This is a genomic window from Streptacidiphilus sp. P02-A3a (assembly GCF_014084105.1).
Taxonomy (GTDB): domain Bacteria; phylum Actinomycetota; class Actinomycetes; order Streptomycetales; family Streptomycetaceae; genus Streptacidiphilus.
Genome location: NZ_CP048289.1, coordinates 4377184 through 4401336 on the forward strand (window position 1 = coordinate 4377184; position 24153 = coordinate 4401336).

The window sequence follows — 24153 nt, forward strand, 5'->3', positions numbered from 1 at the left end:
ATCGCGCACGGGCCCCCCTTGTCACACGTCACGTGATTCCCCGCGGAGGATACCGGTAGGTGTGGATCTCGTTGGAGGACGGCGAGGGCGACGGTCACCCCCTGGGCACGCTGGGTGTGCGGGTCACCGCCGGCCGGCCGAGCTCGTGCAGCGGGTGGATCAGCTGGTCCACCAGTTGGTGGGCCACGTTCGGGGGATAGGGGGCGCGCAGGCTGAGGACGATGTGGGTGAAGCCTGCCGCGATCAGTGCGGTGAGCGCGGCGCGGTCCGCGGCGGGGTCGTCGTAGGTGACGATGTACTGGACGGAACGGGTGATCGCGCGCGGGTCGCGGCCGATGGCGGCGCAGTGGGCGTCCAGGACCTGGCTGCGTTCGGTGACCAGCTCGACGCTGTTGTGCGGTGGGCCGGGGACGTTCCAGATGTCCGCCTGTTCGGCGACCAGCCGCAGCAGCCGCGTGCCCCAGCCGCCGATCAGGATCGGCGGCCCTGGGCGCTGGACCGGCTTGGGTTCGTGGCGGTTGCCGGTCAGCCGGTGGTAGGGGCCGTGGAAGTCGAGGACGTCCTGGGTCCACATGCCGCGCAGTACCGTGATGGTTTCCGCGAGCCGGGCGATGCCCTCGCCGGGGGATACCAGGGTCATGCCGTATCCGGCGTATTCGGCGGCGGCCGGGTTCTCGCCCGCGATGCCACCGGCTCCGGTGGGCTGGTGGGTGCCGCCGACGCCCAGGCCCATGACCAGCCGTCCGTCGGAGATGACGTCCACGGTGGTGGCCATCTTCCCGAGCAGGGCGGGATTGCGGAGCCGGTTGCTGGTGACCAGCAGTCCCAGGCGCAGCCGCTGGGTGCGTGCGGCGAGTGCGCTGAGCGCTGTCCACCCTTCCAGCACCGTGCCGTCCTTGGGGCCGACGATGGGCATCAGGTGGTCCCACAGCCAGGCGTCGGCGATCTCGGGCAGTTCGTCGGCTTCCTGCCAGACGCGCAGGATGTCCGCGTAGGAGACCCGCATCGGAGTGGTCTTGATGCCGAACGTAACTGGCTGCTGCGGTAGTTGACTCATGGCCATCAGCCTAGCAAATCATCAGCTGTCTCAATCATCAGAAAGGCAAACTATTGCCGGGTGGAGATATCCTGGTGCGATGCCGAGCGATACGAGCCCTACCGTCCTGTCGAGCCGCCTGGGCTACCTGCTCAAGCACGCCCAACTGCGCTACGCCCAGGCCTCGGCCCAGGCGCTGGCCCCGCTCGGCCTGGACGGCCGTGACCTGGCGGTGCTGGCCGTGCTCGGATCCGGGGTCCCGCTGTCCCAGCAGGAAGCGGCCGACCAACTCGGCGTCGACCGCAGCACCATGGTTGGCGTGGTCGACGCCCTGGAGGCCCGGGCGTTGGCGGAGCGCCGCCGCAGTCCCGCTGACCGGCGCAAGAACATCGTCGAACTCACGGATCAGGGGCGGGCGTTGCTGCGGCGGGCGGAGCACGTCCGGCAGGATGCCGAGCGCCGTTTCCTGGCGCCGCTGCCCGCCGCCGAGGCCGACACCCTGTTGCGGGCGCTGGGCACGCTGGCCGCCGAGCCGGGACCGCAGGCCTGAGCGGGAGGCCAGGCGGTTCACCCGGGGCCGGGGCGGGGTACGTCGGCGAAGCGGCCGCATGGAACCGGGTGTGCGGCCCGGCCGGGGGGTGCGGGCGTCAGCGGCCGAACTTCGCGATCGCGGCCGCGGTGACCGGGGTGAAGAAGTTGACGAGGTTGCCGTCCGGGTCGCGCAGCAGCAGCGACCGGTTGCCCCAGGGCATGGTGGTGGGCTCGTTGACGAAGTCCGTGACCTGGCCGGTCAGGCGCTCGTACGTCCGGTCCACGTCGTCCACCAGGAACTCGATGACCACGCTGTGGTTGTCGGCCGGGCGCGAGGAGCCCGCGGCGAACAGCGCGACGGTGCGGGTGTGGGCGATGGCGACGGTGCCGGAGGCGGTCCGCAGCTCGGCGAAGTCCTCGGTGGACCAGGTCGCCGGGACCTCGGTGGCCTTCTCGTAGAAGGTGACGAGGCGGGTGACGTCGTCGGTGATGATCCGGATCGAGACGAAGTCCATGGTGTTCTCCCTGAAGTCTGGGCCTGGTGTCGGTGCGGCCGTTTCTGGCCTCGCTGTGCACGCTAGCCCGAATACTGGACAGAATCGGTCCACTATCGGCGGTAGAGTCGACGCATGTCCCGACCAACCGGCCGTGTGCTGACCCTGCTGGAGCTGCTGCAATCGGGCGGCACCCGCACGATGGCCGAACTCGCCGACCGGCTCGGCGTGGACGGTCGCACCGTGCGGCGGTACGTGGACCAGCTGGTCGAGCTGGAGGTGCCGGTCGAAGCGGTGCGGGGCCGCTACGGCGGCTACCGGCTGGCCCCCGGCTACCGTCTGCCGCCGCTGATGCTCAGCGATGACGAGGCGATCGCGGTGCTGCTGGGCCTGGTGGCGGGCAGTCGGACGGGGCTGACGACGGCGGCGGCCACCGCGGGCGAGACGGCGGCGGCCAAGATCCGACGGGTGCTGCCGCGGCGGCTGGCCGGGCGGCTGGAGGCGGTCCTGGAATCCCTCGCCTTCACCCAGCCGCCGGGTGAGTCCGCCGCCCCCGACGCCGCGGTCCTGCTGACCGTCGCCGACGCGGTGCGCCACCACCGGCCGGTCTCGATCCGGTACACCGACCGGCAGGACCGACGCAGCGAGCGCACGCTGCACCCGTACGGCCTCGTGGCCCACGCGGGCCGCTGGTACGTCACCGGCCACGACCCGGCCGCCGGGGAGGAGCGGAGTTTCCGGCTCGATCGGATCGCGGACGCGCGGGCACTGCCCGGTTCCTTCGAGGCCCCTGCCGAGCCCGACCCGGCGCAGCGCCTGCTGTCCGGTTTCGCGACGGCCGACTACCGCTACCGGGTCCGCCTGCGGATCCACGCCACCGCCGACCAGGTCCGCGCCCGGCTACCGGCCGCCGTCGCGAGCGTGCACGACCTCGACCCCGACCCCGACCCCGACCTCGACCCGGACCTCGACCCGGACGCGGATCCGGCGGCCGAGCGCTGGCTGCGGGTCGAGCTGCGCGCGGAACGGCTCGACTGGCTGCCTCCGCTGCTGGCGGCCCTCGACCGCCCCTTCCTCATCGACCAGCCCGCCGAGCTGCGGACCCTTGTCCAGGAGTTCGCTGCCCGCCTGTCCGCCCGCGCGCGGCAGGCCGCCCAGCAGGCCTGAGCTCCGGGGCGGCCGATTCATCCTCCGCCGGGGTCCTGCCTGGTGGCCGGGCCCCGGCGGCCCGGCGGCGGTCGTTGCGGGTCCGCTCAGCGGAACCACCATTTCGTCACGCCCTGCGGTTCGGTCATCGCGGTGGCGGTGACCGTGTACACGGTCATCCGGTACAGCTGCCAGGGCCCGGGGCCGGCGCTGGGGGCGCTGTAGGGGGCGGCGACGACGTCGCCCTGGGCCTCGGCGGGCCAGCCGATCTCGCGGTACTTCGCGGTGATCGTGGCCAGGACGCCGGGGTCGCTCTCGCGTACGGCCCTGCCCTCGAAGACGAAGTCCCACTCGGTCAGGCCCGCGGTGAGGGTGCAGCGCGGGTCGGCGAGCAGGTTGCGGGTCTTCTGGGCCCCGGGGCCGGTGGTGAAGAAGACCGCTCCCCGGTGCCAGATGTGGCCGATCCCGGCCGCGTGCGGGCGGCCGTCCGCCCGGACGGTGCCCAGGAACCAGGTGCGTCCGGGGCCTGCGGTGACGGCCGCGATCGCCGCCTCGACCCGCTCCCATTCCAGGGTCGCGGTGCCGTACAGGGTGTCCAGGTTCTTCGTCCGCAGGGGCGTGAGCTCGGTCATGGGGGTTCCCTCCTGCCTCAAACTGCCCGAAAGGACCCACGATGCCGTCCGACCGGCCCCACGGGGCGCGCGACACGCGGGCGACGGGTCCGTGCCGGTGTGTGTTGCGGGCGTGTGTTGCCCGTTTCGGTCGTACTGTCGCTGACCTGCGGTGCGTGGATCGGGGCCGGGTGTTCAACTGCGGACTGCGGCGGTCTGGCGGACAGCGTGGCCGTTTACGCTTTGCCTGCACGGCAGTTCACGGCAGTACGGAAAGGGACGTCTGAGTTATGCGCAACGCAGTCGGGAGTCTGCCGCAACCGTGGCAGGCGCCCTCATCCGTCCCGAACACCGGAACCGGGTTGTGTACCGGGCATCATGGCGAGTTGTTGCAGGGGTCGTTCGCCCGCGCGGAGCGGGGTCTGATCACCTTGCCGGTTCGTGAGATCAGCAGCAGGGTGTGCTTCACCCCCACCGTCGGCGACCGGGCCCTGACGGTCGTTCCGGCGCAGCGGGTCAAGGCCGGTGAGGCCGCGCGGCAGGCTCTGGCCGCGTTGGGGCGCGCGGAGTTGGGCGGGGTGCTGGAGGTCCGCTCCACGATCCCGGTCGGCAAGGGTTTCGGTTCGTCCTCGTGTGACATCGTGGCGGCGATCCGGGCTGTCCATGACGCGTTGGGGCGGGAGTTGACGCCGCGCGGGACGGCGGTGATCGCGGCGCGGGTCGAGTCGGCGTCCGATCCGCTGATGTACAGCGGGACCACGGTGCTGTTCGCGCAGCGCGAGGGCCGGGTGGTGCGCACGTTGCCCTGTCTGCCGCCGCTGTGGGTGCTGGGGTGCGACTCGGCGCCGCCCGAGGGTCGGGTGTTGACCGAGTTGATGGCTCTTCCGGCTTACACGGCGGCGGAGTTGGCGAGCTTCGAAGGGCTGCTGGAGGACATGGTCCGGGCGCTGGAGCAGCGCGACGTGGGGCTGGTCGGCAAGGTGGCCACCGAGAGCGCCGTCATCAACGGCCGCTACCTGCCGAACCCGTTGCTGGATCCCGCTCGTGAGGTGGCGGCGGTGTGTGCGGCGGCGGGTGTGCAGGTCGCGCACAGCGGGACCTTGGTCGGGTTGCTGTTCGCCGACACCCCCGACGTGCGCGCCCGCGCCGCGCAGGCGGCGCGGCTGCTGCGACCGTTGGGAGCACGCCGCTTCCGCCTGCACCGCGTCCACTGAACCACCCCCCGGGCGGGTCGGCCCACTGCTGGGCGGACGTGGGTGATGCCGGGCGGTGAGGGCCGCCCGGCATCGGTGGTGGGGCACGGGTGGTGCGTGTGGACGGGCTGTTCGGTCAGGCGAAGTAGCCGCTGCTGTCGAGGACGAAGTCGACGGGTGCCGAGCTGTTGTTGTAGATGTCGAGTCCGTCGCCGTTGCCGGTCGGGGTCATGATGAGGTTGCTGCTGGCGACGCCGCTGACCCAGTTGATGCTGGAACTGCCGTCGGGGACGCGGGTGAGCCCGTTGGCGTAGGCGACGGCGAAGCCGCTGCCGGTGGCATCGGTCGCGGTGAGCACGCCGACCAGGGTCGGCACCGCGGCTGTGGTGACCTGCTGGATGTCGGTGCCGCTGACGAGGTAAGGGGTGTCGGACGCGACCTGGCCCGCACTGCCGCCGGTTCCGTTGCGGGTGTCGACGATGCGGGTGGGGTTGACCGTGTGGTACGTCTCCCCGGTGGTGGAGTTGGTGTAGTAGCCGGAGACGTCCACGATGACGTCGGTGGCCGATCCGTAGTCGGCGATGGTGATGGTCCCGCCGCTGCTGAGCGGGGTGTCAGCGGCCATTGAGGCGTCGCCGGTACCGGCGGTGTAGGTGAGGCTGGTCAGGTTGGCGGGTGCCGCGCCGGTGGCGTAGACGGACAGGCCTCCGACGCCGGTCTCGTCGTAGGTGGTGATGTTGGCGGCGACCGCGGTGGCTCCGGCCGGGACGCCCAACAGTCCTTCGGCGCCGGTGACCTGCAGTGTGAAGGAGGAGTTGGCGGCAACCGGGCCGGTGCCGGACAGGCTGGTGCCGGCCACGCTGCTGCCGGTGTCCAGGACCCGCTGGGTCACGCCCAGGGGCGTGTAGGTCTGGTCGTTGGCCACGGTGGCGTCGCTGGTGAAGTAGCCGGTGAGGTCGACCACCAGGGCGAGCGGGCCACCGGAGGCGTACAGGTCGATCTTGCCGTCGGTACCCACGGGCACGATCTGGTTGCCGGTCACGGTGGTGCCGGCGACGTAGTTGGTGGAGGAGGTGACGGGCTGCTGGGTGTTGTCGGCGTAGGCGGTCAGGTAGCCCGCCGTGGACTCGTTGACGGCGGTGACGTCGACGGCGACCGCGGTCACCGAGGTCGGGATGGTGGTGGGGGACCCGGTGCTGCTCGGGGTGACCGTGTCGCCGCTGATCTGCAGCGCGGTGACGGATCCGGCGGCGACGGTGGCGCTGCCCGCGGTGATTCCGGTGGTGTGGCTGAGATCGGTGCTGTAGCGGGTGTCCAGGATGCGGGTGGCGGTGACGGACTGGTGGTAGCCGGCCGCGGTGTACGGCTGGGCGGGCGGCACGACGGCACCGGACCAGGTCTGCACCTGGGCGACGTCACCGGCGAAGTGGCCGGACCCGGCGCCCTGGTACAGATCGGAGCCGATCAGGAAGTCCCCGTCGGCGCCGGTACTGGGGGCGGTGTGCGGGCCGGTGGCCACGTGGACGTCGTCGACGTACAGGTCCATGACCTTGGTGGTCGCGTTATAGATCGCGGTCAGGTGGGCCCAGGCGCCGAGGTTGACGGTTCCGCCGGTGATGACGTCGTAGGTCAGCCCGGTTCCGGATCCGGTGTTGAGTTGGAACTGCCAGCCGGTGGCGCTGGGGAAGACGACCATGCCGAAGTCGGAGGAGCCGCTCTGGGAGATCACCGCGCCGCCGTAGCTGGTCGGCTTGGCCCACGCGGAGAGGGTGAAGCTCCGGGTCAGGTCCACGGCGGCGCTGGTGGTCGACAGGCTGCCGCTGGTGCCGTTGAAGGCGACGTCGGCGGGGAAGTTGGCGTCGCCGGTGTCCCAGGTGGTGCCGCTGTCGCCGGTCAGGGTCAGCGCCGGGTTGCCGGTGGTGTCGGCGGCGGTGGTGACCGTGCCGGTGGTGTTGTCGTCCAGGGCCCAGGTGTGGCCTTCGGCGGCGATCTGCTGCGGGACGGTCGTGGTGAGGGTGGACCCGGAGATCGAGGCGGCGGTGACGTCCGTGGTGGCGCCGGTGGATGAGACGCCCCACAGGCCGGCGCTGCCGCCGAACTCGGCGCCCTCGATCACCGGGTAGGTGGTCGAGCCCCAGCCGCTGGTCTCCAATTCCACGGGCGTGACGGTCGTGTTCGTGCCCTGGATGACGTTCTGGGCGAGGTCCAGCGTCGCGGTGGGGCTGTAGTAGTAGAGCGCGCCGGTGCTGTCGTCGCGGGCGAACAGCGCGGGCAGGGAGGTGTAGGGGGTGGTGGCGACCAGACTGGTGGTGATCGTCCAGCCGTTCCAGTTGCCGGTCCCGGTGGGGTTGGTGTCCAGCAGGTCGATGTCGCTGGTGGTGCTCGGCGAGCCGAAGGTGAAGTATCCGCCGGGCGTGTCCGCGGATGGCGACAGGTACAGCGACCCGTCGATGGTCATCAGCAGGTCGGGTTGGGCGAGGATGATGTTCCCGCCCTGCCCGGTGTTCCCGCTGGCGGTGTTGTTGAGGTTGCCGGCGTTGGCGAGGTGGGTGGCGTAGACGGGTGCCGAACCGGTGCCGTCGGTGAAGGCGCCACTGACCACGTCCTGCTCGTTGGCGATCTGCAGGGCGGAGCCGTCGCCGTTGCCGTCCAGGATGGTGGCGGTACCGTCGCTGGGGTTGTAGGTCGCGACGTCGTTGAAGCCGCTGCCGCCGGTGGCGAAGTGGCCGGTGAAGGCCTCCAGGCCGTTCCACTCCTGGGGACTGGTGGCACTGATGGCGGTGTCGATGCCGGTGCCCTGGGCTCCGATGTCGGTGGCCTGCGTGGCGACCTGGCCGGTACCGGCGGACTGGCTGTCCGCCTGCCACAGGCCGGGCGGCAGCCCGTTCTTGTTCCCGACGGTGATCAGGTCGGGCAGCCCGTCGCCGTTCAGGTCCCCGTCGGCGGCTGTCGCCGGGGCGGCGGCCTCGATGACGCAGGTGGCGGAGTCACCGATGTTGCCGCCGGCGGCCACCGCGGTGACAGTCAGGACGTTGGTGGCCCGGGTCGGGATGACGGTCAGGGTGGTCTGGGTGGTGGAGACGGCCGCGCCGCCGTTGATCTGGTAGACGTAGTTCGAGGGTGTCGCGCCGCTGGCGCTCGGGGCGACGGTGAAGGTGGCGCGGTCGCCGACGGTGTACGTCAGTGTGGAGGCGTTGCAGTCCGCGCCGCTGGAGTCGCTCAGGGCCGGTGCGCCGGGAGCGGCCGGGTTGAAGGTGAAGCTGCAGGTCTTCGATGTGCCGGAGGTCAGTGTGCCGTCGGTGACCGCGACATCCCAGGAGAACTCCATCGGGGAGGTCTTGCCGGAGCGGGCGATCAGGGTCGTCTCGGGGATGATCAGCGTGGCGTCGGTCCCGGAGACCACGGCCAGGTTGGCGTTGTCGAGGGCGGTGCTGCTGGCGTTCGTCTCCCAGGACTTGAACTCGGCGGTGAGGTTGCCCTTGTCGGGGCTGGAGACCTGGGCGATCAGGGAGATCGAGCCGTTGCCCAGGGTGGTGACGGCGCCGCCGCAGCGGGAGGCCGGGTTGGTGCTCAAGGCGGTGGGGGTGTTCGGGGTCTTGTCGTAGACGGTGGTCATCGACATGGTGGAAGGGTCGAACTCCTCCCAGTTGTACGTGTTGCTCTCGTCGCCGGCCCGCAGGCCCAGCGTGACGTTCGCCCACCTGCCGGTGGCCGCGGTCTGCATCAGGGAGGTCAGGCCACTGGATGTCCAGCCGTGGGAGTCGGCCGGGCACGAGGAGGACCAACCGCTGGCGATGTTGTCGGTCGCCTCGTCGCTGTTCCAGGCCGGCTGGTTGTTCCAGGTGGTGCCCGAGCTGATGGAGCCGGTCCACCACAGCTGCACTGGCTCCGCGGTGCACGACGCGGACCAGGTCTCGGTGGCGTAGAAGGTGGATGAGGACACGCTGGCGCCGTACAGGTCGGGCGAGACCGAGAACTGCGCGAACGTCCGGTCCACCGAGTACGGACCCGACCATTCCTCATCGCCCACGTGCATGGCGGTGACGCCGGTGTTCTTCCAGTAGCTGGCGTTGTCGTAGTAGGAGTCGACGAAGGTCCAGTCCTGATTGACACCGCCGGCCGCGAAACTCGGGTCGAGGTAGAGCGGGTAGACCGTGTGGTGGCCGGCCAGCAGCGCGGCGTTCGGCACCAGCGTGATGGTGTGGGCACTGGCCCGGGTGGCGATCCCGGCGACGTGGGCGTCCTCGCCCGGCATCGCCGGGCTGGAGGTGGCCGGTTGCCCGGTGGCGGCGTCCACCGCGGCGCCGGTGCGCGGATCGGTGACCAGGCGCGGGGCTTTGCCCGCGACGGGGGCCTGGGAGTCCCACATCAGCGGCTCGGGAGCGGAGAACACCGTCCGGCCCTGTGGTGTGGTGGCGGTGATGTTCCCGGCAGCGTCGGCGGACAGCTTCGCGCCGGTCACCTGCGTCGGGAGGACCAGGGTTCTGAGTGCCGGGTCGGCGGCCGCGGCGGCGTTGCGCACGACCAGTACCTCGCTGTAGCCGCCCTGCTCGTCAGCGGTCAGCTCCAGGTCCACACCGGGCAGGACACCGGCATAGGTGGCGGTGTCGCCCGACAGCGTCGGCCGGGGAAGCGTTCCCAGGTCAGCGGGGAGGGACACGGTGAGCGAGCTGTCGCCCGAGCGCATCACCGCCAGCGGGCCGCCGCCGCCGTTCGAGAAGCTGAGCGAACTGGTCGTCACCGCCGGCGAAATCGTGTTGGTCGTACCGTTTCGCCGCAATGTCGGATCGAGGGGCTTCCACGTTCCGTCGACCAGTTTGCGTACGGGCGCTACGCTTTGAGTCATGGTGTAACTGCCGTTGCTGTTTGCGACCACCTGCTCGGTCGCCGTTTCGGCCGACGTGACCGGAACAGGATGCCCTGTTTCCTCCGCGCGCAAAGAGGCCTGCGCTGCGGTCAGGGTTTTACCGGAGGAACTGCTCACGTTTTGCCCGGGAGTCGGAAGTGCCGCGTGGGCCGGTGAGGCCTGCAGTCCGGATCCCAGCGTCAGCGCGCCGAGAATAGCGGCAACTATGGCCGTAAATCGATGTTTAGTGAATGTTGCGGGCAACACGGGCATCTCCTATTGGGCCGCGATGAGGAGCTACTGGTCGGCATCCGGGTGATCTCCCGGCTGAGGATCGCCCCGCTGGTCAGCACCCGCACCCGCCACGTACCACCGAAGCCATCACCAGCTGCGTGGGACTTCCGCCCGCCGGGACCATGAAGATCCACGTGTCTCTGGTGTCCGGCATTCGGGATCAGGGCCCGCACGAAAATCCCCCCGGAAATCTTGTCGGAAGTGAGGCGTAGGCGCACGGATGACGTCTCTGCCGAGGATGCCACGTATGTCAAGACCAGGACCTGAGTTCAGCGAGTTCCGACATTGTCAAGATGACATGTCCAGTCAAATGGCGGACAATAGCGCGATTTGGAGGGATTTCCCTGCCCGGATTGTACGGGTCCCCCGAGGTGTGAGTTTTCTTAACCATCAGGCCTTGCCGTCCGCGATCGCGCAGCGGAATGATCTGCTTGATTCCGGTGGCCGCGGTGATGGTTCCTGGACTGACTGATTGTCAGGGATAATTGTGAATACGTGGGGTTCGGCGATGTGCCGGTTATGCGGGGGAACGGGTCGATGAGGTCCGGGGCGCTCGCTTCTCCGAACCCGACACGTCCTTGGGGTCGTTGGGTGGCCGTCACAGCCACCGGGGCGATGTTGGCATCCCTGCTGGGTGGCCCGGCGGTGGCCGTCGCCGCCACCAAGGCCTCCGCTCCCAAACCCGCGGGAGTCAAACCGGTCACCGGGCTGACTCCGGTGCCGGTCAAGCCTCAGCCGGTCGAGCAGATGCCGACCACCGTCAAGGCCACCGCCGTCACCTGGCCCGCCGCCACGTCCGGATCGGCCGTGGTGGCCGTCCCCGCGCGCGGCCAGTCGCTCGGCGCGAAGGTCAAGGTGGGGGCCACTCCGGTCTGGGTGCAGCGCCTGGGCACCGCCGCCGCCAACACCGCCAAGACCGCCAAGACCGCCAAGACTGAGGCGCCGAAGGGCGCGGTCGCGGTGAAGGTGCTGGCGCACAGTACCGCCACGGACCTGGATGTGTCGGGCGTGGTGTTCACCGTCTCCGGCCCCGCGAGCGCGGGCAGGCTCCAGGTGGGGCTGGACTACGACTCCTTCGCCCAGGCCTACGGCGGCGACTACGCGTCCCGGCTGCGCCTGGTCCAACTGCCCGGCTGCGCCCTGACCACGCCCCAGCTGGCCGCCTGCCGCAGGCAGACGCCCCTGGCGAGCAGCGTCGACTACCTGACGACCAGTGTGTCGGCTCCCATATCCCTGCCCGCTTCGACCACATCCCAGGCCTCCGGGACGAGGGCGCTCACCTCGTCGGCGGCCTTAGGGAGCGAGGTGATCGCGGCCACGGACTCGACCGGCCAGGAGGGCGGGGCCACGGGCTCGTACGCGGCGAGCGTGGTCTCCCCGTCCAGTTCCTGGACGGAGTCGGGCGCGAGCGGTTCGTGGGACTACACCTATCCCGTCACGCTGCCCAACGCCCCGACCCCGCTCGAACCGACGGCCAACCTCAGCTACGACTCGGGCAGCGTGGACGGCCAGACCGCCAGTACCGAGGCCCAGTCCTCGTGGGTGGGTGACGGTTGGTCCACCGCCGACTCGTCCATCAGCCAGACCTTCACCCCCTGCGACGACGACCCGGAGGGCACGGCGGCACCGTCCTCGACCAACGACGAGTGCTACGACGGCCAGATCCTGACCCTGTCACTGAACGGTCAGTCGACCCCGCTGGTCTACGACAACGGTACGTACACCCTGGCCGACGACGACGGCGACACCGTCACCCACGTCACCTCGTCGGGCAACGGCAGCGGCACCTACAACACCGACTACTGGGTCGTCACCGACCGCTCGGGCATCAAGTACGAGTTCGGCCGCAACGAGCTGCCGGGCTGGAAGACCGGGGACGCGACAACCGGCTCCGTGGACACGGAGCCGGTCTACTCGGCGCACTCGGGCGATCCGTGCTACTCCACGTCCGGGTTCACCTCCTCCGAGTGCACCATGGCCTACCAGTGGCACCTGGACTACGTCGTCTCGCCGGACAAGGGGGCGATGGCGTACTACTACGACCAGGCGACCAACTACTACGGCGCCGACAACGGGGCCAAGAACGGCTCCAGCAGCCTGTCCTACGTGCGTGACTCCTACCTGGACCACGTCGACTACGGCTTCCAGGACGGTGGCGCCTACGGCACGGTTCCGGACAAGGTCCTGTACAGCACCGCCAGCCGCTGCGTCGCGACCACCTGCGGTTCGCTGTCCTCGATCACCGCCGCCACTGCCGCCACCGAGTACCCGGACGTCCCCTTCGACCTGCTCTGCGCCCAGGGGGCGACCTGCACGTCCTACGGGACGTCGTTCTTCTCCACCGTCCGGCTGACCGGGATCACCACCGAGCAGTACTCCACGGCCAACTCCGCCTATGAGAAGGTCGACGGCTACAGCCTCACCCAGACGGAGCCACTGACCGGCGACGGCACCTCACCAACCCTGTGGCTCTCCCAGATCAACCACACGGGCTACGACACCAGTGCCGGCGGCTCCACCACAGCCATCGCCCTGCCGCCGATCACGTTCTCCGGCATCGACCTGCAGAACCGGGTGTCCACCGCCAACTACCCGGGCCTGTACCGGTGGCGCATCAACAAGGTCACCACCGAGACCGATGAGGTCATCGGGGTGACCTACGGCCTGCCGGACGCCTGCACCGCCACCTCCGTCGCCTCCATCACCCCCTCGTCGAACACGTCCTCGTGCTACCCGGTCTACTGGACCCCGCTGGACTACAGCGCGCCAGTGGAGGACTGGTTCGAGAAGTACGCCGTCACCCAGGTCCTGGAGACTGACTCCACCGGCGGAGCGCTGACCGAGGAGACCGACTACAAGTATCCCGGTGCCCCGGCCTGGCACTACGACGACAACGAGGTCGTCAAGCCCAAGTACCGCTCCTGGGGCCAGTTCCGCGGATACGCCGACGTGGAGACGCTGACCGGCGACATCGTCAACGATCCGCAGACCGAGTCCATCACCTCGTACTACCAGGGCATGGACGGCGACTACCTGACCGCCTCCACCACCCGGTCGGTGTCCCTGACCGACTCCCAGGGCGGTCAGCACACCGACAGCGACGAGTTGGCGGGCAACGCCCTGGAGACCACGACCTACCTGGGCGCCGGCGGTCCCATCGACCACTCCACCATCTCCTCCTACTGGGTCTCGGGCGCGGTGGCGACCCGCACCCGCACCGGCCTGCCCGCGCTGACCGCGAACATGACCGGCCAGGTGGAGAGCTGGACCCGGCAGGCGGTCACCGTCGGCGGGACCACCACCTGGCGCGTCACCGAGTCCGACGACAGCTACGACACCGCCGCCACGGACCCCGAATTCGGCCTGGTGGAACACAGTTACACGCACACCGTTCCGGCGGACAGCGCCTACGACTCGTGCACCTCCACCAGCTACGCCGCGCCGAACACCGCGCTGAACCTGGTGGGCCTGGCGAGCTCCACCGAGACGGACTCGGTCGCCTGCTCCGGATTCACCGAAGGCAGCGTCTCCTCCACCCCCGCGGCACTCAACACCCTCGGCGCCCCGGCCTCGGTGACCGCCGCGCAGGTGGTCTCCGCTGACCGCAGCTTCTACGACGACACCACCTTCTCCACCGCCTTCCCGCAGGCCAACGCGCCCACGGTCGGCGAGGTGACCATGACGCAGAAGGCCTCGGGAGGCACCCCGGGTGCGTTCACCTGGCAGACCGAGAGCCGCAAGACGTACGACGCCCACGGACAGGTGGCCGACAGCTACGACCCGGACGGCAATCTGACCGCGACCACGACCAGCTACAACACCGTGGGCCTGGCCACCGCGCGGGTGGTGACCGACGCGCTGTCGCAGACCTCCTCGGTCACCCTGGACCCGACCCGTGCGCTGACCCTGACCGCCACCGATGCCAACGGCGTGGTCAGCACCGAGCACTACGACGCCCTGGGGCGGCTGGTCGACGTGTGGAAGGACTCCCGCGCCACCAGCACGCCGGCGAACATCATCTACAGCTACACCGTCTCCGACACCTCGGTCTCCGGCACCACTACCCAGACCATGAACGACGAACTGGGCTACGAGACCTCGGTCACTGTCGACGACGCCATGGGACGCGTGCGCCAGACCCAGACACCCACCGCCCAGGGCGGTCGGCTGATCACCGACGACTTCTACGACAGCCGCGGCTGGCTGTCCAAGAAGAACACCGGTTGCTGGGACCCCAGCACGACCCCCGTCCTGGCACTGGACTCCATCGCCGACAACAAGGTCGCCGACCAGGACCAGTACACCCTCGACGGCCTGGGCCGCACTGTGGTCGACACCTCGTTGCAGTACTCCGTCGTCAAGTCGGTCACGACCACGGTGTACAACGGCTCCACCACCACAGTGATCCCGCCCACCGGCGGCACCGTCACAGCCACCAGCACCGACCCGCTCGGCCGCACCACCACGGTGGCCCAGTACACCACCGCCCCTACCCTGACCCAGCCGAGCAACACCTTCACCGGCCTGTGGTACGTCACCGGCGGCACGACCGACCCCATCAGCTACGGCTACGACGGGCACGGGAACCAGGCGGTCACCACCAACGCCGGCTCGACCTGGACCAGCACGTACAACCTGCTCGGGCAGATCACCGCCAAGACCGACCCCGACGCGGGGACCAGCACCATGGTCTACGACGCCGACGGGAACCTGCTCCAGTCCGAGGACGCCGACGGTACCTACACCTCCACCACCTACGACGCGCTGAGCCGGAAGACCGCCACCTACGCGTCGACGACCGCCGCGCAGGCCCCCTACGTCTCGGCCGCCACCCCCGGCAACGAGACCGCCTCGTGGGGCTACGACAACGCGAACAACGCCGTGCCCGGCATGACCTACCCCCTCGGTGAGACCACAACCGAGACCGCCTACGACAACGGCTACCCGTACGTCACCCAGTCCCTCGGCTTCAACGTCTTCGGCGAATCACTGGGCGAATCGGTCACCGTCCCCTCGGCGGCCCAGGGCACCGGGCTCGGCACGACCTGGACCATCAAGCACGGCTACAGCCTCAACACCGGCCTGCTCAGCAGCGACACCTATCCGGCCGGCGCGGGACTGCCGCTGGAGACCGTCCTGCACACCTACACCACCGCGCTCGACCTGCCCAACGGCCTCGCCTCCAGCTACGGCTACTCCCAGGGCACCAGCTACGACGCCTACGGCAACGTCGAACAGCAGAGCCTGGGGACCAGCGGCAGCGAGGCCTACGTCACCAACACCTACGACCCCCACACCAACGCCCTGACCGACCAGCTCGTGACCCGCAGCACCAACCCCACCGCCGTCGACGACGAGGCCTACGGCTACAACGCGGACGGCCAGATCACCGCCGAGACGGACACCCGCCTCGGCTCGGCTGCCAACAGCGAGACCCAGTGCTACACCTACGACAGCCAGAACCGCCTGGACGCCGCCTGGACCGCCACCGACCAGTGCGCGGCCACCCCCACGCCCGGCAACGACAGCACCGTCGGCGACCTCCTGGGCAGTGCCAGCGCCTACTGGTCCACCTGGACCTTCACCCCCACCGGCCAGCGCGCCACCGAGACCGACTACGCCACCGGCACCACCAGTACCGCGACCACCACCACGACCACCGACAGCTACAACGGCAACGCCACCGGCCAGGCGCACACGCTGACCTCCACCAGCACCGGCACCAGCGGCAGCAGTACGGCGTACACCTACGACGCCGACGGCAACATGACCACCCGCACCACCCCCGCCAACGGGGCCCAGACCATCAGGTGGAACAACCAGGACCAGGTCACCTCGGTCACCGGATCCGCCACCGGCTCCGGCTCCGACCCCACCGCCGGGGACTCCAGCTACCTGTACGACGCCGACGGCAACATCCTCCTGCAGATCGACGGCGACGACACCACGCTGTACGCCGCCAGCGAGGAGATCACCGACGACGCGACAACCAGCACCGTCACCGGAGTGCGCTACTACGCCCTGCCCGGCGGCGGGACCGCGGTGCGTAACGCCGCAGGCACCAACTACGACTTCGAGCTCGCCAACCAGCAGGGCACCGGCGAGCTCTACCTCGACTCAACCGGTCAGACCCCCACCTGGCGTCAGTTCACCCCCTACGGCGCGCCCCGCGGCACCACCACCACGTGGGTGGACAACCGCGGCTTCCTCAACAGCCCGACCGACGCCACCACCGGCCTCACCCTCGACGGCGCCCGCCAGTACGACCCCACCACCGGCACCTTCATCAGCCTGGACCCGCTCTTCGAGGCCACGGACACCCAGGAGCTCAACGGCTACAGCTACGCGGCCAACAACCCCGTCGACGGCAGCGACCCCACCGGCACCGCTGTGTACCTCCAAGCAGGAGGCGACCCGGTCGGTCACGGGGGTGTTGTCAACGGGCAGAAACGCGCGATGAGTTGGCTGAACTCGCAGATCGACAGGGAAGCCGCGAGGGGCCTGTACTGGAGCGTCTGGAGCGACAGCTTCACCAGCCTGGCGATCATCGCCGACCAGGAACGACTGGCCGAGGAGCAGACAGAGGAAGCGGAACTCGCCCTGGCCCAGGAGGAACAGGCCGAGGCCGAGCTGGCGCAACAGCAGATCCAGAGCCAGGAGGAGGCCGCCCGGAAGGCCAGCCACCACGGCTGGCTGGGCGCGCTCGAAGACGTCGCCGAACAGGCGCTGCCCGTCGTCGCCGATGTCGTCGTGGACGGTGTCGTCGAAGTCGCAACCGACGGAGCCGCGACGGCGGCCCTCCCCGAGATCGACGAACTCATGGACGGCGGCATAGAAGGCGCGGAGGAGGGAGACAGCGAGGCCTCCTGCCTGGTCAACAGCTTCGCGGCGACCACCCTCGTGCTGATGGCCGGCGGAAAGACCAAGCCGATCAGCGCCATCAAGCCCGGCGACCACGTGGAGACCGCGAACCCCGAGACCGGGAAACCCGACGGATCCCGCCCGGTCGTCGCCACCATGGTCCACTACGACCACAACCTCATCGACGTCAACGTCCGCGACTCACACGGACACGTCTCCACCCTCCACACCACCACCGAGCACGCGTTCTGGGACGACACCCTCCACACCTGGGTCCCCGCCAACCAGCTCACCCCCGGCCACGCCCTGGAAACCCCCACCGCCCAACCCGCCCACGTCGCCACCCTCCAAGCCACCCCCGGCGCAGCCAACCGCTACAACCTCACCGTCCAGCAGCTCCACACGTACTATGTACTCGCTGGCACTACGCCGATCTTGGTCCACAATTGTGGTGGAGCAGACGATCTAAGCAAAAGTGCGACCGATCCGCTCAATGGGAAAGCAGGCGACAGTCCGGCCTCGCGCGCGTATCAAAAGCATATGAATCGCCCGGGTACGTCCCTGATTAACTTGAACTCAGGACGGGAGCGGGTTGATATGTCGAAGTATTTGATCAACGACCTCCTGACGAACCCGAAGACTGCGGTCCAGGCATACACGAACCCAGAGGGGCGAAACGTCGCCCAATACCTGCTTCCTGACATGGGCGCATCTTGGGATACTGACACGAATGAGTTCATCGGGTTTCTGGACCACTGAATTGATGAATTGGCGGAATATGGACCCCCTATCACCAGATGCGTTCCTGTGGCTAATGGAAGCGCAGGGCGGTGCCTTGATTGAGGTGTGCGTGACATCGGCATCCTATGATGAGTGGGTCGCGACATTCGATGCACTCGTAGCTAAGGGCTTCCCTCTCTTGGTGAAGCGGTGCGATGTTGCCATTCCGCCTGTCATCACGACCGACATGTTTGCTGACGGTGACGAGAACTCATTCGTGATGTCGGTTGAGATCGGACGACAGCTATGGACGACGAATTTCTATTCGGTGTCACTGATCGACTTTCAGGGAAGCCCTCGGGATATCCTCGATAATTCTGATATCGAGGATGCTAGGGGATTCATGCAAGTGATTGCCAATGCAACTGGGCGGACTGTTCGCATGGTTCCAGAGACATTCAATTATGAGACAGAGGTGGCCTATATGCTAGTTGGGCCAATGTAATTGGGCTGATGAAATTCAGAGGCCCTACCGGATGGCGCTCCGGTGGGGCCTCTGGGTGCCTGACGGCAGTAGTTGACGGCAACGTCGGCGGACGGGCGCTCCACAAGCGGGTGGTTCGCCCTCGTTGCCGGGTCGGGTGGTGGGCTGGTCAGGGTTGCGGAGGGCGTTGCCGGGGAGGTCGAGGCGTCGCGTTGGAGGCGGAGTCGGACGTGGGCGTACACCGTGGCGGTCACCCCGATGTGGGCATGGCCGAGGAGTTCCTTGATGACGACCAGTTCGACGCCCTGCTCCAGGAGCAGTGTGGTTGCCGAGTGCCGGAGATCGTGGAAGCGGATGTGGCGCAGTGCGGCCCGGCGAAGAAGCGCGTTGAAGTGCCGGGTGAGCGTGGCACCCTCGATCGGGGAGCCGTCGGGCCGGGTGAAGACATACCGGCTCGCCTTCCAGCCCGTTCCCGCTGCTTCGCATTCCTGGAGCTGCCGGTCGCGGTGTTGTTCGAGGGAGCGCAGGCACTCGGTGGGCAGGGCGATGCGCCGTTCCGAGCTCTGGGTTTTGGTTGGCAGCGCGGTCAGGCCGCTGGAGTTGGTGCGTTGGAGGGTGCGGCGGATGCTGGCGGTTCCGCCGGCCAGGTCGAGGTCTTCCCAGCGCAGGCCGAGGAGTTCGCCCTTGCATAGTCCGGTGTGCAGGGTGAGTTCGACCAGTGCGTCCAGCGATGGGCGTCGGTGGCGGCGACGAACGCGCGGACCTGCTTGGCGGTGAGGAGCCCGAGGCGTTGGGGTTGAGGAGTCGCCATGCGTGACGATCGTCTACGTACACTCGGCGATCGAGGCCGCCTTGGAGCACGCCGTCAGCGAAGAGGTGATCCTCCGGAACGTCGCTGGCTAGGCCGGGCGTTGAGGGGGTGTCAGGTGCGTAGTTTTGTGGGGGTGATGATCAGGGGGGGTGGGGAAGAGTTCGGTGAAGCGTTCGAGGGGGCCGAAGACGGTGGTGATGCGCTCGGTGTACTTGGCCAGGTAGGCGGGCTGTTGGTCGGCGGTCGGCTGATCGGGGGCGGGGCGGGCGACGCCTTCGATGCGGACGATGTTCCTGCCGATGTCGGTGCCGTCGAGCGTCAGACTCACCTTCGGGTTGGCGGCGAAGTTGCGCAGCTTCTCCTTCTTCGGCTGGGTGTAGAGCAGGATCGTCCCGTCCTCGCGCACCAGGAACCAGACGGGGACGCTGACCGGCTGGCCGTCCGGCCGCACGGTGGTCAGCCAGGCGATGAGATCGCGCCGCAGTCGCTCCTCGACTCGCTCGCGGTCGCCCGGCGGCAGACCAGAGGTGAGGTCCATGCTGCTGTGCCCTTCTCTCGGCGGTCTCGTGCTCGCGCAGGAAGCCACAGAGGAAACCACACGATGGGCGCGGCAAATCCCGTTCGTCGCCATGTGGTTGAGCCCGGAGCCCGGAGCCCGGAGCGGCGGACGGGCGCGGGGCGCGGACTCCGGGGGAGTCGCGGCCCGCGCCGGGCCGGGGGTCGGCGGGGGTCAGCGCTCGGCGGGGGCCGTGGGGCGGTACAGGCGGCGCAGTTCCTCCTCCAGTGCCTTCGCCTCGTCCAGGCGGGGCCTGCTCTTGGGCTCGAACAGGCCGTCCTGCTCCCAGCGGTCCGGATCCAGGCTCAGCACCGACGTGTTGAGCCAGCCGCGTGAGCGGACCGACTCGACGTGCTCCGGCAGCGCGTCCTCCAGGGCCAGGTAGAAGATGACGTGGGCCAGCTCCTCGATCCGGTCGAGGCCGTCGCGGATGCTGGCCAGGACCGTGCCGAAGGACGGCGTCTCCTTGCCGGGGAGGTTCTGCACGAAGAGCCGGGCCAGCGTCGGCAGGTCGTCGTAGTAGTCGATGTAGTCGAACTCGCGGACCCCCCGGTAGTCGCGGGCCCACGCCTTGAACAGGTTCATCACGGTGCCCTGGGTCGACACCGCGTGCGCGCCCAGGGCGCTGAGCGTGGTGCTCGCGGACTCGTCCAGGTAGGTCCGGGCGTAGAACTGCGGGTCGGAGAACGACCAGCCCACGTAGTAGTCCCAGATGGTCTTCAGCGACATGATGACCGGGTTGTCGTGGAAGACGTAGGAGCCCTGGATGTTCAGGGTGAGCCCCTCGGCCAGGGAGAGGAACCAGCGGTTGGCGTACCGGACGAACCCCTCGTCGAAGGACTCCCGCTCGTCCCGGCCGATCATCTCGGTGACGAAGCCGTTGGCGTAGCCGATCAGGTTCGACCCCACCGAGTAGTAGGGGTCGGCGAAGACCCCGGCCTCACCGACGCAGGCCCAGCGGTCGTGCGAGAACACCTGGTGCGAGGAGTGGCTGTAGTTCTTCAGCACGCGGAAGTCGAGCACCGGGAGCTCGCGGATCGCCGGGTCGAAGCCGGGGACGCGCTCGGCGACGAAGTCGACGGCCTTCTCGATGCGGTTGAACTTGGTCACCGGGTGCACCTCGTCGGCCACCACGATGCCGACGCTGGTGTGGTCGGGGGCCAGCGGGATGGCCCACACCCAACCGCCCTCGAACATGAAGTGGTTGGTGGACTGCCAGCGCGTCTCGTGGATGCGGTCGTGCCAGACCTTGTGCTCGGGCCGCACCGCCTCGTCGGTGTCCAGGCGCCCTTCGAGCCGGAACCAGACCGAGTGGTGCGGCTTCGGGAAGCGCTTGGTGAGGTCGAGCTTGCGTTGCAGCAGCCGGTGGCGACCGGTGGCGTCGATCACCCAGCGGCAGGTGACGGTGACGGCCTGCTCCTCGCCGCCCTGGTAGGTCACCCGGTGCGGCGCGTCCTGTTCCCCCAGCTCGATGTCGAGCACCCGTACGCCCTGCCGCAGCTCGGCCCCGGCCTCGTCCACCACCACCCGCAGGTGCTCCTCGAAGGAGCCCCGGTTGAGCTGGTAGGACTTCGCCGGGAGGAAGCGGTTGACGCCGAACTCGGACTCCCGGTGCAGCCCGGGCCGGTCGCCGTAGAAGTACCGCAGCCCCAGCTTCTCCAGTTGCTGCTCCTCCAGGTAGTCGTGCAGGCCGATGACACCGGAGAAGTAGTAGGCGCCGACCTCGACCGTCGACTCGCCGACCTTGAACGCGGACAGCGGGATCGGCGACCGGTCGCGCTCGCAGACCAGGACGCTGATCGACGGGTACGCGTCCCGGAGCTGCTTGGCGAGGCAGAGCCCGGCCAGGCCGCCGCCCGCGATGACCACGTCGTAGTCGACGCCGGTGAACATGGATTCGGTACCGCTCTGGGTGCTCACGAAATCTGTGCCTCGCTGTTCTGAAGGTTCTCGATGATGCGGGCCAGGCTCCGGATGGTCCTGCCCTGGTACGGCTCGGAGTTGTCGAGGTGGACCCCCAGCAGCTCGTCCACCTGGGCCACCAGGTCCATCACGCTGAGCGAGTCGCCGCCGAGGTCGAAGAAGTCGTCGTCCGGGCCGACCCGCAGCGGCGCGAAGATCCGGGCCCAGATCTCCAGCAGCGCCGACTCGGTGGCCGTCGCGGCCACCGGCGGGGGACCGTGCCCGGCGGTGGCGTCGGCGTACCGGGCGTCGAGCGCCGCCTCGTCGACCTTCCCGTTGCCGGTGACCGGTACCGCGTCGATCGCGATGATCGCCGTCGGCACCATGTACTCCGGCAGGTGCTCCAGCGCGAAGCCGCGCAGTCCGTCCACCTGCTCGGCGGTCGGGCCGACGACGAAGGCGACCAGGCGCGGGGTCGCCGAGTCCACGTCCCGGCGGTGCAGGAAGACCTGGCGGACCAGCTCGTGCCGCGCCAGCACCTCGGCCACGCTGCCCAGTTCGACGCGCCGACCGCGGATCTTGACCTGCTGGTCGCGGCGCTCCAGGAACTCCAGCTCGCCGCCCGGGTGCAGCCTGACGATGTCCCCGGTCCGGTAGGCGCGCCTGCCCCGCAGCGGGCCCGAGCGGTGCACGGCGAACTGTCGCGCGGTCAGTTCCGGGTCGCCCAGGTAGCCGCGGGCCAGACCGGCCCCGGCCAGGTACAGCTCGCCGCTCTCGCCCGGTGCCACCGGTCGGCCCTCCGGGTCCAGCACGCACGCCTCGGTACCGGTGATCGGTGTGCCGATCAGCACCCGGTCGTCCGTGGCGCGGAGCCGGTGGACGGTGGAGCACACCGCGTTCTCGGAGGGGCCGTACTCGTTGAACAGCGCGGTGTCCGGTACCCGCAGGAAGTGCGCCCGGATGAGGGCCGAGGTGAACCACTCCCCGGCGACGGTGACGCTGCGCAGCGCCTTGGCGGTCTGGGCGTCCATCGCCGGGAGCAGCCGCTGGTACAGCGCGGGTGTGATCAGGAAGTGGCTGACGTTCCGCTGCTGCATCAGTTCCACCAGGTAGCCCCGGTCCGTGATCAGGTCGCGGACCGGCAGCAGCAGCCGCGCGCCGCTGCTGAGGGCGCAGAAGGTGTCGGCGACGGAGCTGTCGAACGACGGCCGCGGAATCGCCAGCGTCACGTCGTCCGGGCCGAAACCGTAGTGGGTGTTGCGCCAGCCGATGGTGTTGACGATGGCGTGGTGCTCGACCGCGATGCCCTTGGGCGTCCCGGTCGTTCCCGACGTGTAGATCACGTACGCGAGGTCCGCGGCCGTCGCCACCGGGGCCGGGTCGGTGTCCGGGGTGCCGAGGCCCGCGCTCATGACGTCCGTCACGAACAGGTCGCCGCTGTTGAACGCCGCGCCCGCCGCCGTCGACGACTCGATGACCGTCGCCCGCGGCGCGACGTTGTCGAGGATGCGCCGGGTGACGCCCGGCGGGTTCTCCGGGTCCAGCGGCACGTAGGCGCCACCGGCCTTGAGCACCGCGAGCATGGCGACCACGACGCTCGGCGGATGCCGGAGCAGGATCGCCACCCGGTCGTCCGGCCGCACGCCGGAGCTGTCCCGCAGGTGGTGCGCCAGCCGGTTGGCCCGGCGGTTCAGCTCACCGTAGCTCAGGAACTCGCCCTCGTATTCGAGCGCGATGCCCTCGGGTGCCTTGCGGACGCGTTTCTCGAAGAGGTGATGCAGCGTATCGGGATCGTCGGAGTGTGCCGACATGTGTTTCCCCCTGGTGCTGTTCGGGCGATCAATGAAGCGTCTCGGACATCCGTGCCGCCGTCAGACGGTCGACGCCGGTCGCCGAAGCGGCGCGGCCGGAGGATCGAGGGTGCGGACCAGCGCGCTCAAGGTGGCGCTCGTCCGGGTCTGCGGGAAGAAGTGCCCGCCCGGTACCGCGGCGAGCTGGAAGGGGCCGTCGCACAGCAGCCGCCACTTCTCCGCCTCGGCGGCGGTGGCGACCGGGTCCTGGTCGCCGTACAGCACGCTGACCGGCATGGTCAGGCGCGGCCTGGACGGGGGAGTCCGGAAGCCGGCGTGCGCGCCGAGGTCCGCGCGCAGCACCGGGAAGAACCGCTCCCGGAACTCCGGGCGGGCCAGGCCCGCGGGGTCCGCGCCGAGGCTCCGCCACAGCTGCTCGATCTCCTGGTCGGTGCCCACCGGCCGGAGCGCGGTCAGCCCCGGCGCCCCGGAGGCGAGCACCACCAGCTGCGCCGGGGGCCGTCCGGTGAGGGTCAGCCGGTGCGCCAACTCGTAGCAGAGGTAGGCCCCGAAGCTGTGCCCGACCAGCACCGGCGGGCCCGGTAGCGCGAGCAGGTCCGGCAGGACGTCCGCGACCAGTTCGGCGACCGTCCGCAGCGGGGCCTCCCGCCCGCGCTCCTCGCGACCGGGTGCCACATGGGCGTACAGGCCGAGCCACGCGGGCAGTTCACGACGCCAGCAGGCGAACGCGGTCGCCCCGCCACCCGCGTACGGGAAGCAGACCAGGGGGGTGGTCGGCGGGTCGTCCGCCGCGGCGGGCGGTCCGAAGCGGCGCAGGGACACGGTGCCGCGCTCCGGCTTGGTCATGGTGCACTCCA

General features: G+C 69.4%; 14 protein-coding genes. 5 read left to right on the plus strand and 9 right to left on the minus strand.

The window, feature by feature from the left end; translation table 11 throughout:
• Positions 1-94: 94 nt before the first annotated feature.
• Complete coding sequence (locus GXP74_RS19050; RefSeq protein ID WP_182452651.1) at positions 95-1057, minus strand: LLM class flavin-dependent oxidoreductase; 963 nt, start codon at positions 1055-1057, stop codon at positions 95-97.
• 79 nt (positions 1058-1136) lie between these two features.
• On the opposite strand from GXP74_RS19050, the gene GXP74_RS19055 reads away from it, so the two are divergent.
• Positions 1137-1586, plus strand: a complete 450-nt coding sequence (locus tag GXP74_RS19055; RefSeq protein ID WP_182452652.1) for a MarR family winged helix-turn-helix transcriptional regulator — start codon at positions 1137-1139, stop codon at positions 1584-1586.
• Positions 1587-1683: 97 nt separating this feature from the next.
• On the opposite strand, the gene GXP74_RS19060 is transcribed toward GXP74_RS19055, so the two are convergent.
• A complete protein-coding gene (locus GXP74_RS19060; RefSeq protein ID WP_182452653.1) occupies positions 1684-2082 on the minus strand; it encodes a VOC family protein in 399 nt (132 codons plus the stop codon).
• Positions 2083-2196: 114 nt separating this feature from the next.
• Here GXP74_RS19060 and GXP74_RS19065 point away from each other — a divergent pair, with 114 nt between their 5' ends.
• Positions 2197-3228, plus strand: coding sequence for a YafY family protein (locus tag GXP74_RS19065; protein WP_182452654.1), 1032 nt, complete (start codon positions 2197-2199; stop codon positions 3226-3228).
• An 86-nt stretch (positions 3229-3314) separates the two neighbouring features.
• On the opposite strand, the gene GXP74_RS19070 is transcribed toward GXP74_RS19065, so the two are convergent.
• Entirely contained in the window at positions 3315-3839 is a 525-nt protein-coding gene (locus GXP74_RS19070; RefSeq protein ID WP_182452655.1) for a pyridoxamine 5'-phosphate oxidase family protein, read from the minus strand.
• A gap of 437 nt (positions 3840-4276) precedes the next feature.
• Between GXP74_RS19070 and GXP74_RS19075 the strand changes: the two genes are divergently transcribed.
• Positions 4277-5032, plus strand: a complete 756-nt coding sequence (locus tag GXP74_RS19075; protein ID WP_225448041.1) for a kinase — start codon at positions 4277-4279, stop codon at positions 5030-5032.
• 115 nt (positions 5033-5147) lie between these two features.
• On the opposite strand, the gene GXP74_RS41845 is transcribed toward GXP74_RS19075, so the two are convergent.
• Positions 5148-9752, minus strand: a complete 4605-nt coding sequence (locus GXP74_RS41845) for a LamG-like jellyroll fold domain-containing protein (RefSeq protein ID WP_182452657.1) — start codon at positions 9750-9752, stop codon at positions 5148-5150.
• A gap of 990 nt (positions 9753-10742) precedes the next feature.
• Here GXP74_RS41845 and GXP74_RS41470 point away from each other — a divergent pair.
• Both GXP74_RS41470 and GXP74_RS19090 read left to right on the plus strand, forming a co-directional pair.
• Positions 10743-17771: a polymorphic toxin-type HINT domain-containing protein gene (locus tag GXP74_RS41470; protein WP_182452658.1), complete on the plus strand. Its 7029-nt coding sequence runs from the start codon at positions 10743-10745 to the stop codon at positions 17769-17771.
• On the plus strand, positions 17743-18237 hold the full coding sequence (locus tag GXP74_RS19090; protein WP_182452659.1) for a hypothetical protein: 495 nt from the start codon (positions 17743-17745) through the stop codon (positions 18235-18237). The genes GXP74_RS41470 and GXP74_RS19090 overlap by 29 nt, the downstream gene beginning before the upstream one ends.
• On the opposite strand, the gene GXP74_RS19095 is transcribed toward GXP74_RS19090, so the two are convergent.
• From GXP74_RS19095 to GXP74_RS19115, 5 genes are all read right to left on the minus strand, one after another.
• Positions 18213-19037 (minus strand): site-specific integrase, encoded by an 825-nt coding sequence (locus tag GXP74_RS19095; RefSeq protein ID WP_370468555.1) that lies wholly within the window; start codon positions 19035-19037, stop codon positions 18213-18215. The two genes, GXP74_RS19090 and GXP74_RS19095, sit on opposite strands and share 25 nt — an antisense overlap.
• Positions 19038-19115: 78 nt before the next feature.
• Positions 19116-19565 (minus strand): TIGR03667 family PPOX class F420-dependent oxidoreductase, encoded by a 450-nt coding sequence (locus tag GXP74_RS19100; RefSeq protein ID WP_182452660.1) that lies wholly within the window; start codon positions 19563-19565, stop codon positions 19116-19118.
• Positions 19566-19757: 192 nt separating this feature from the next.
• The gene (locus tag GXP74_RS19105; RefSeq protein WP_182452661.1) at positions 19758-21503 is read right to left on the minus strand and encodes an NAD(P)/FAD-dependent oxidoreductase; all 1746 of its coding nucleotides are present in this window, start codon (positions 21501-21503) and stop codon (positions 19758-19760) included.
• Entirely contained in the window at positions 21500-23296 is a 1797-nt protein-coding gene (locus tag GXP74_RS19110) for an amino acid adenylation domain-containing protein (RefSeq protein WP_182452662.1), read from the minus strand. Before GXP74_RS19110 ends, GXP74_RS19105 begins: the two co-directional genes overlap by 4 nt.
• A gap of 60 nt (positions 23297-23356) precedes the next feature.
• Entirely contained in the window at positions 23357-24142 is a 786-nt protein-coding gene (locus tag GXP74_RS19115; protein WP_182452663.1) for a thioesterase II family protein, read from the minus strand.
• Positions 24143-24153 lie beyond the last annotated feature (11 nt).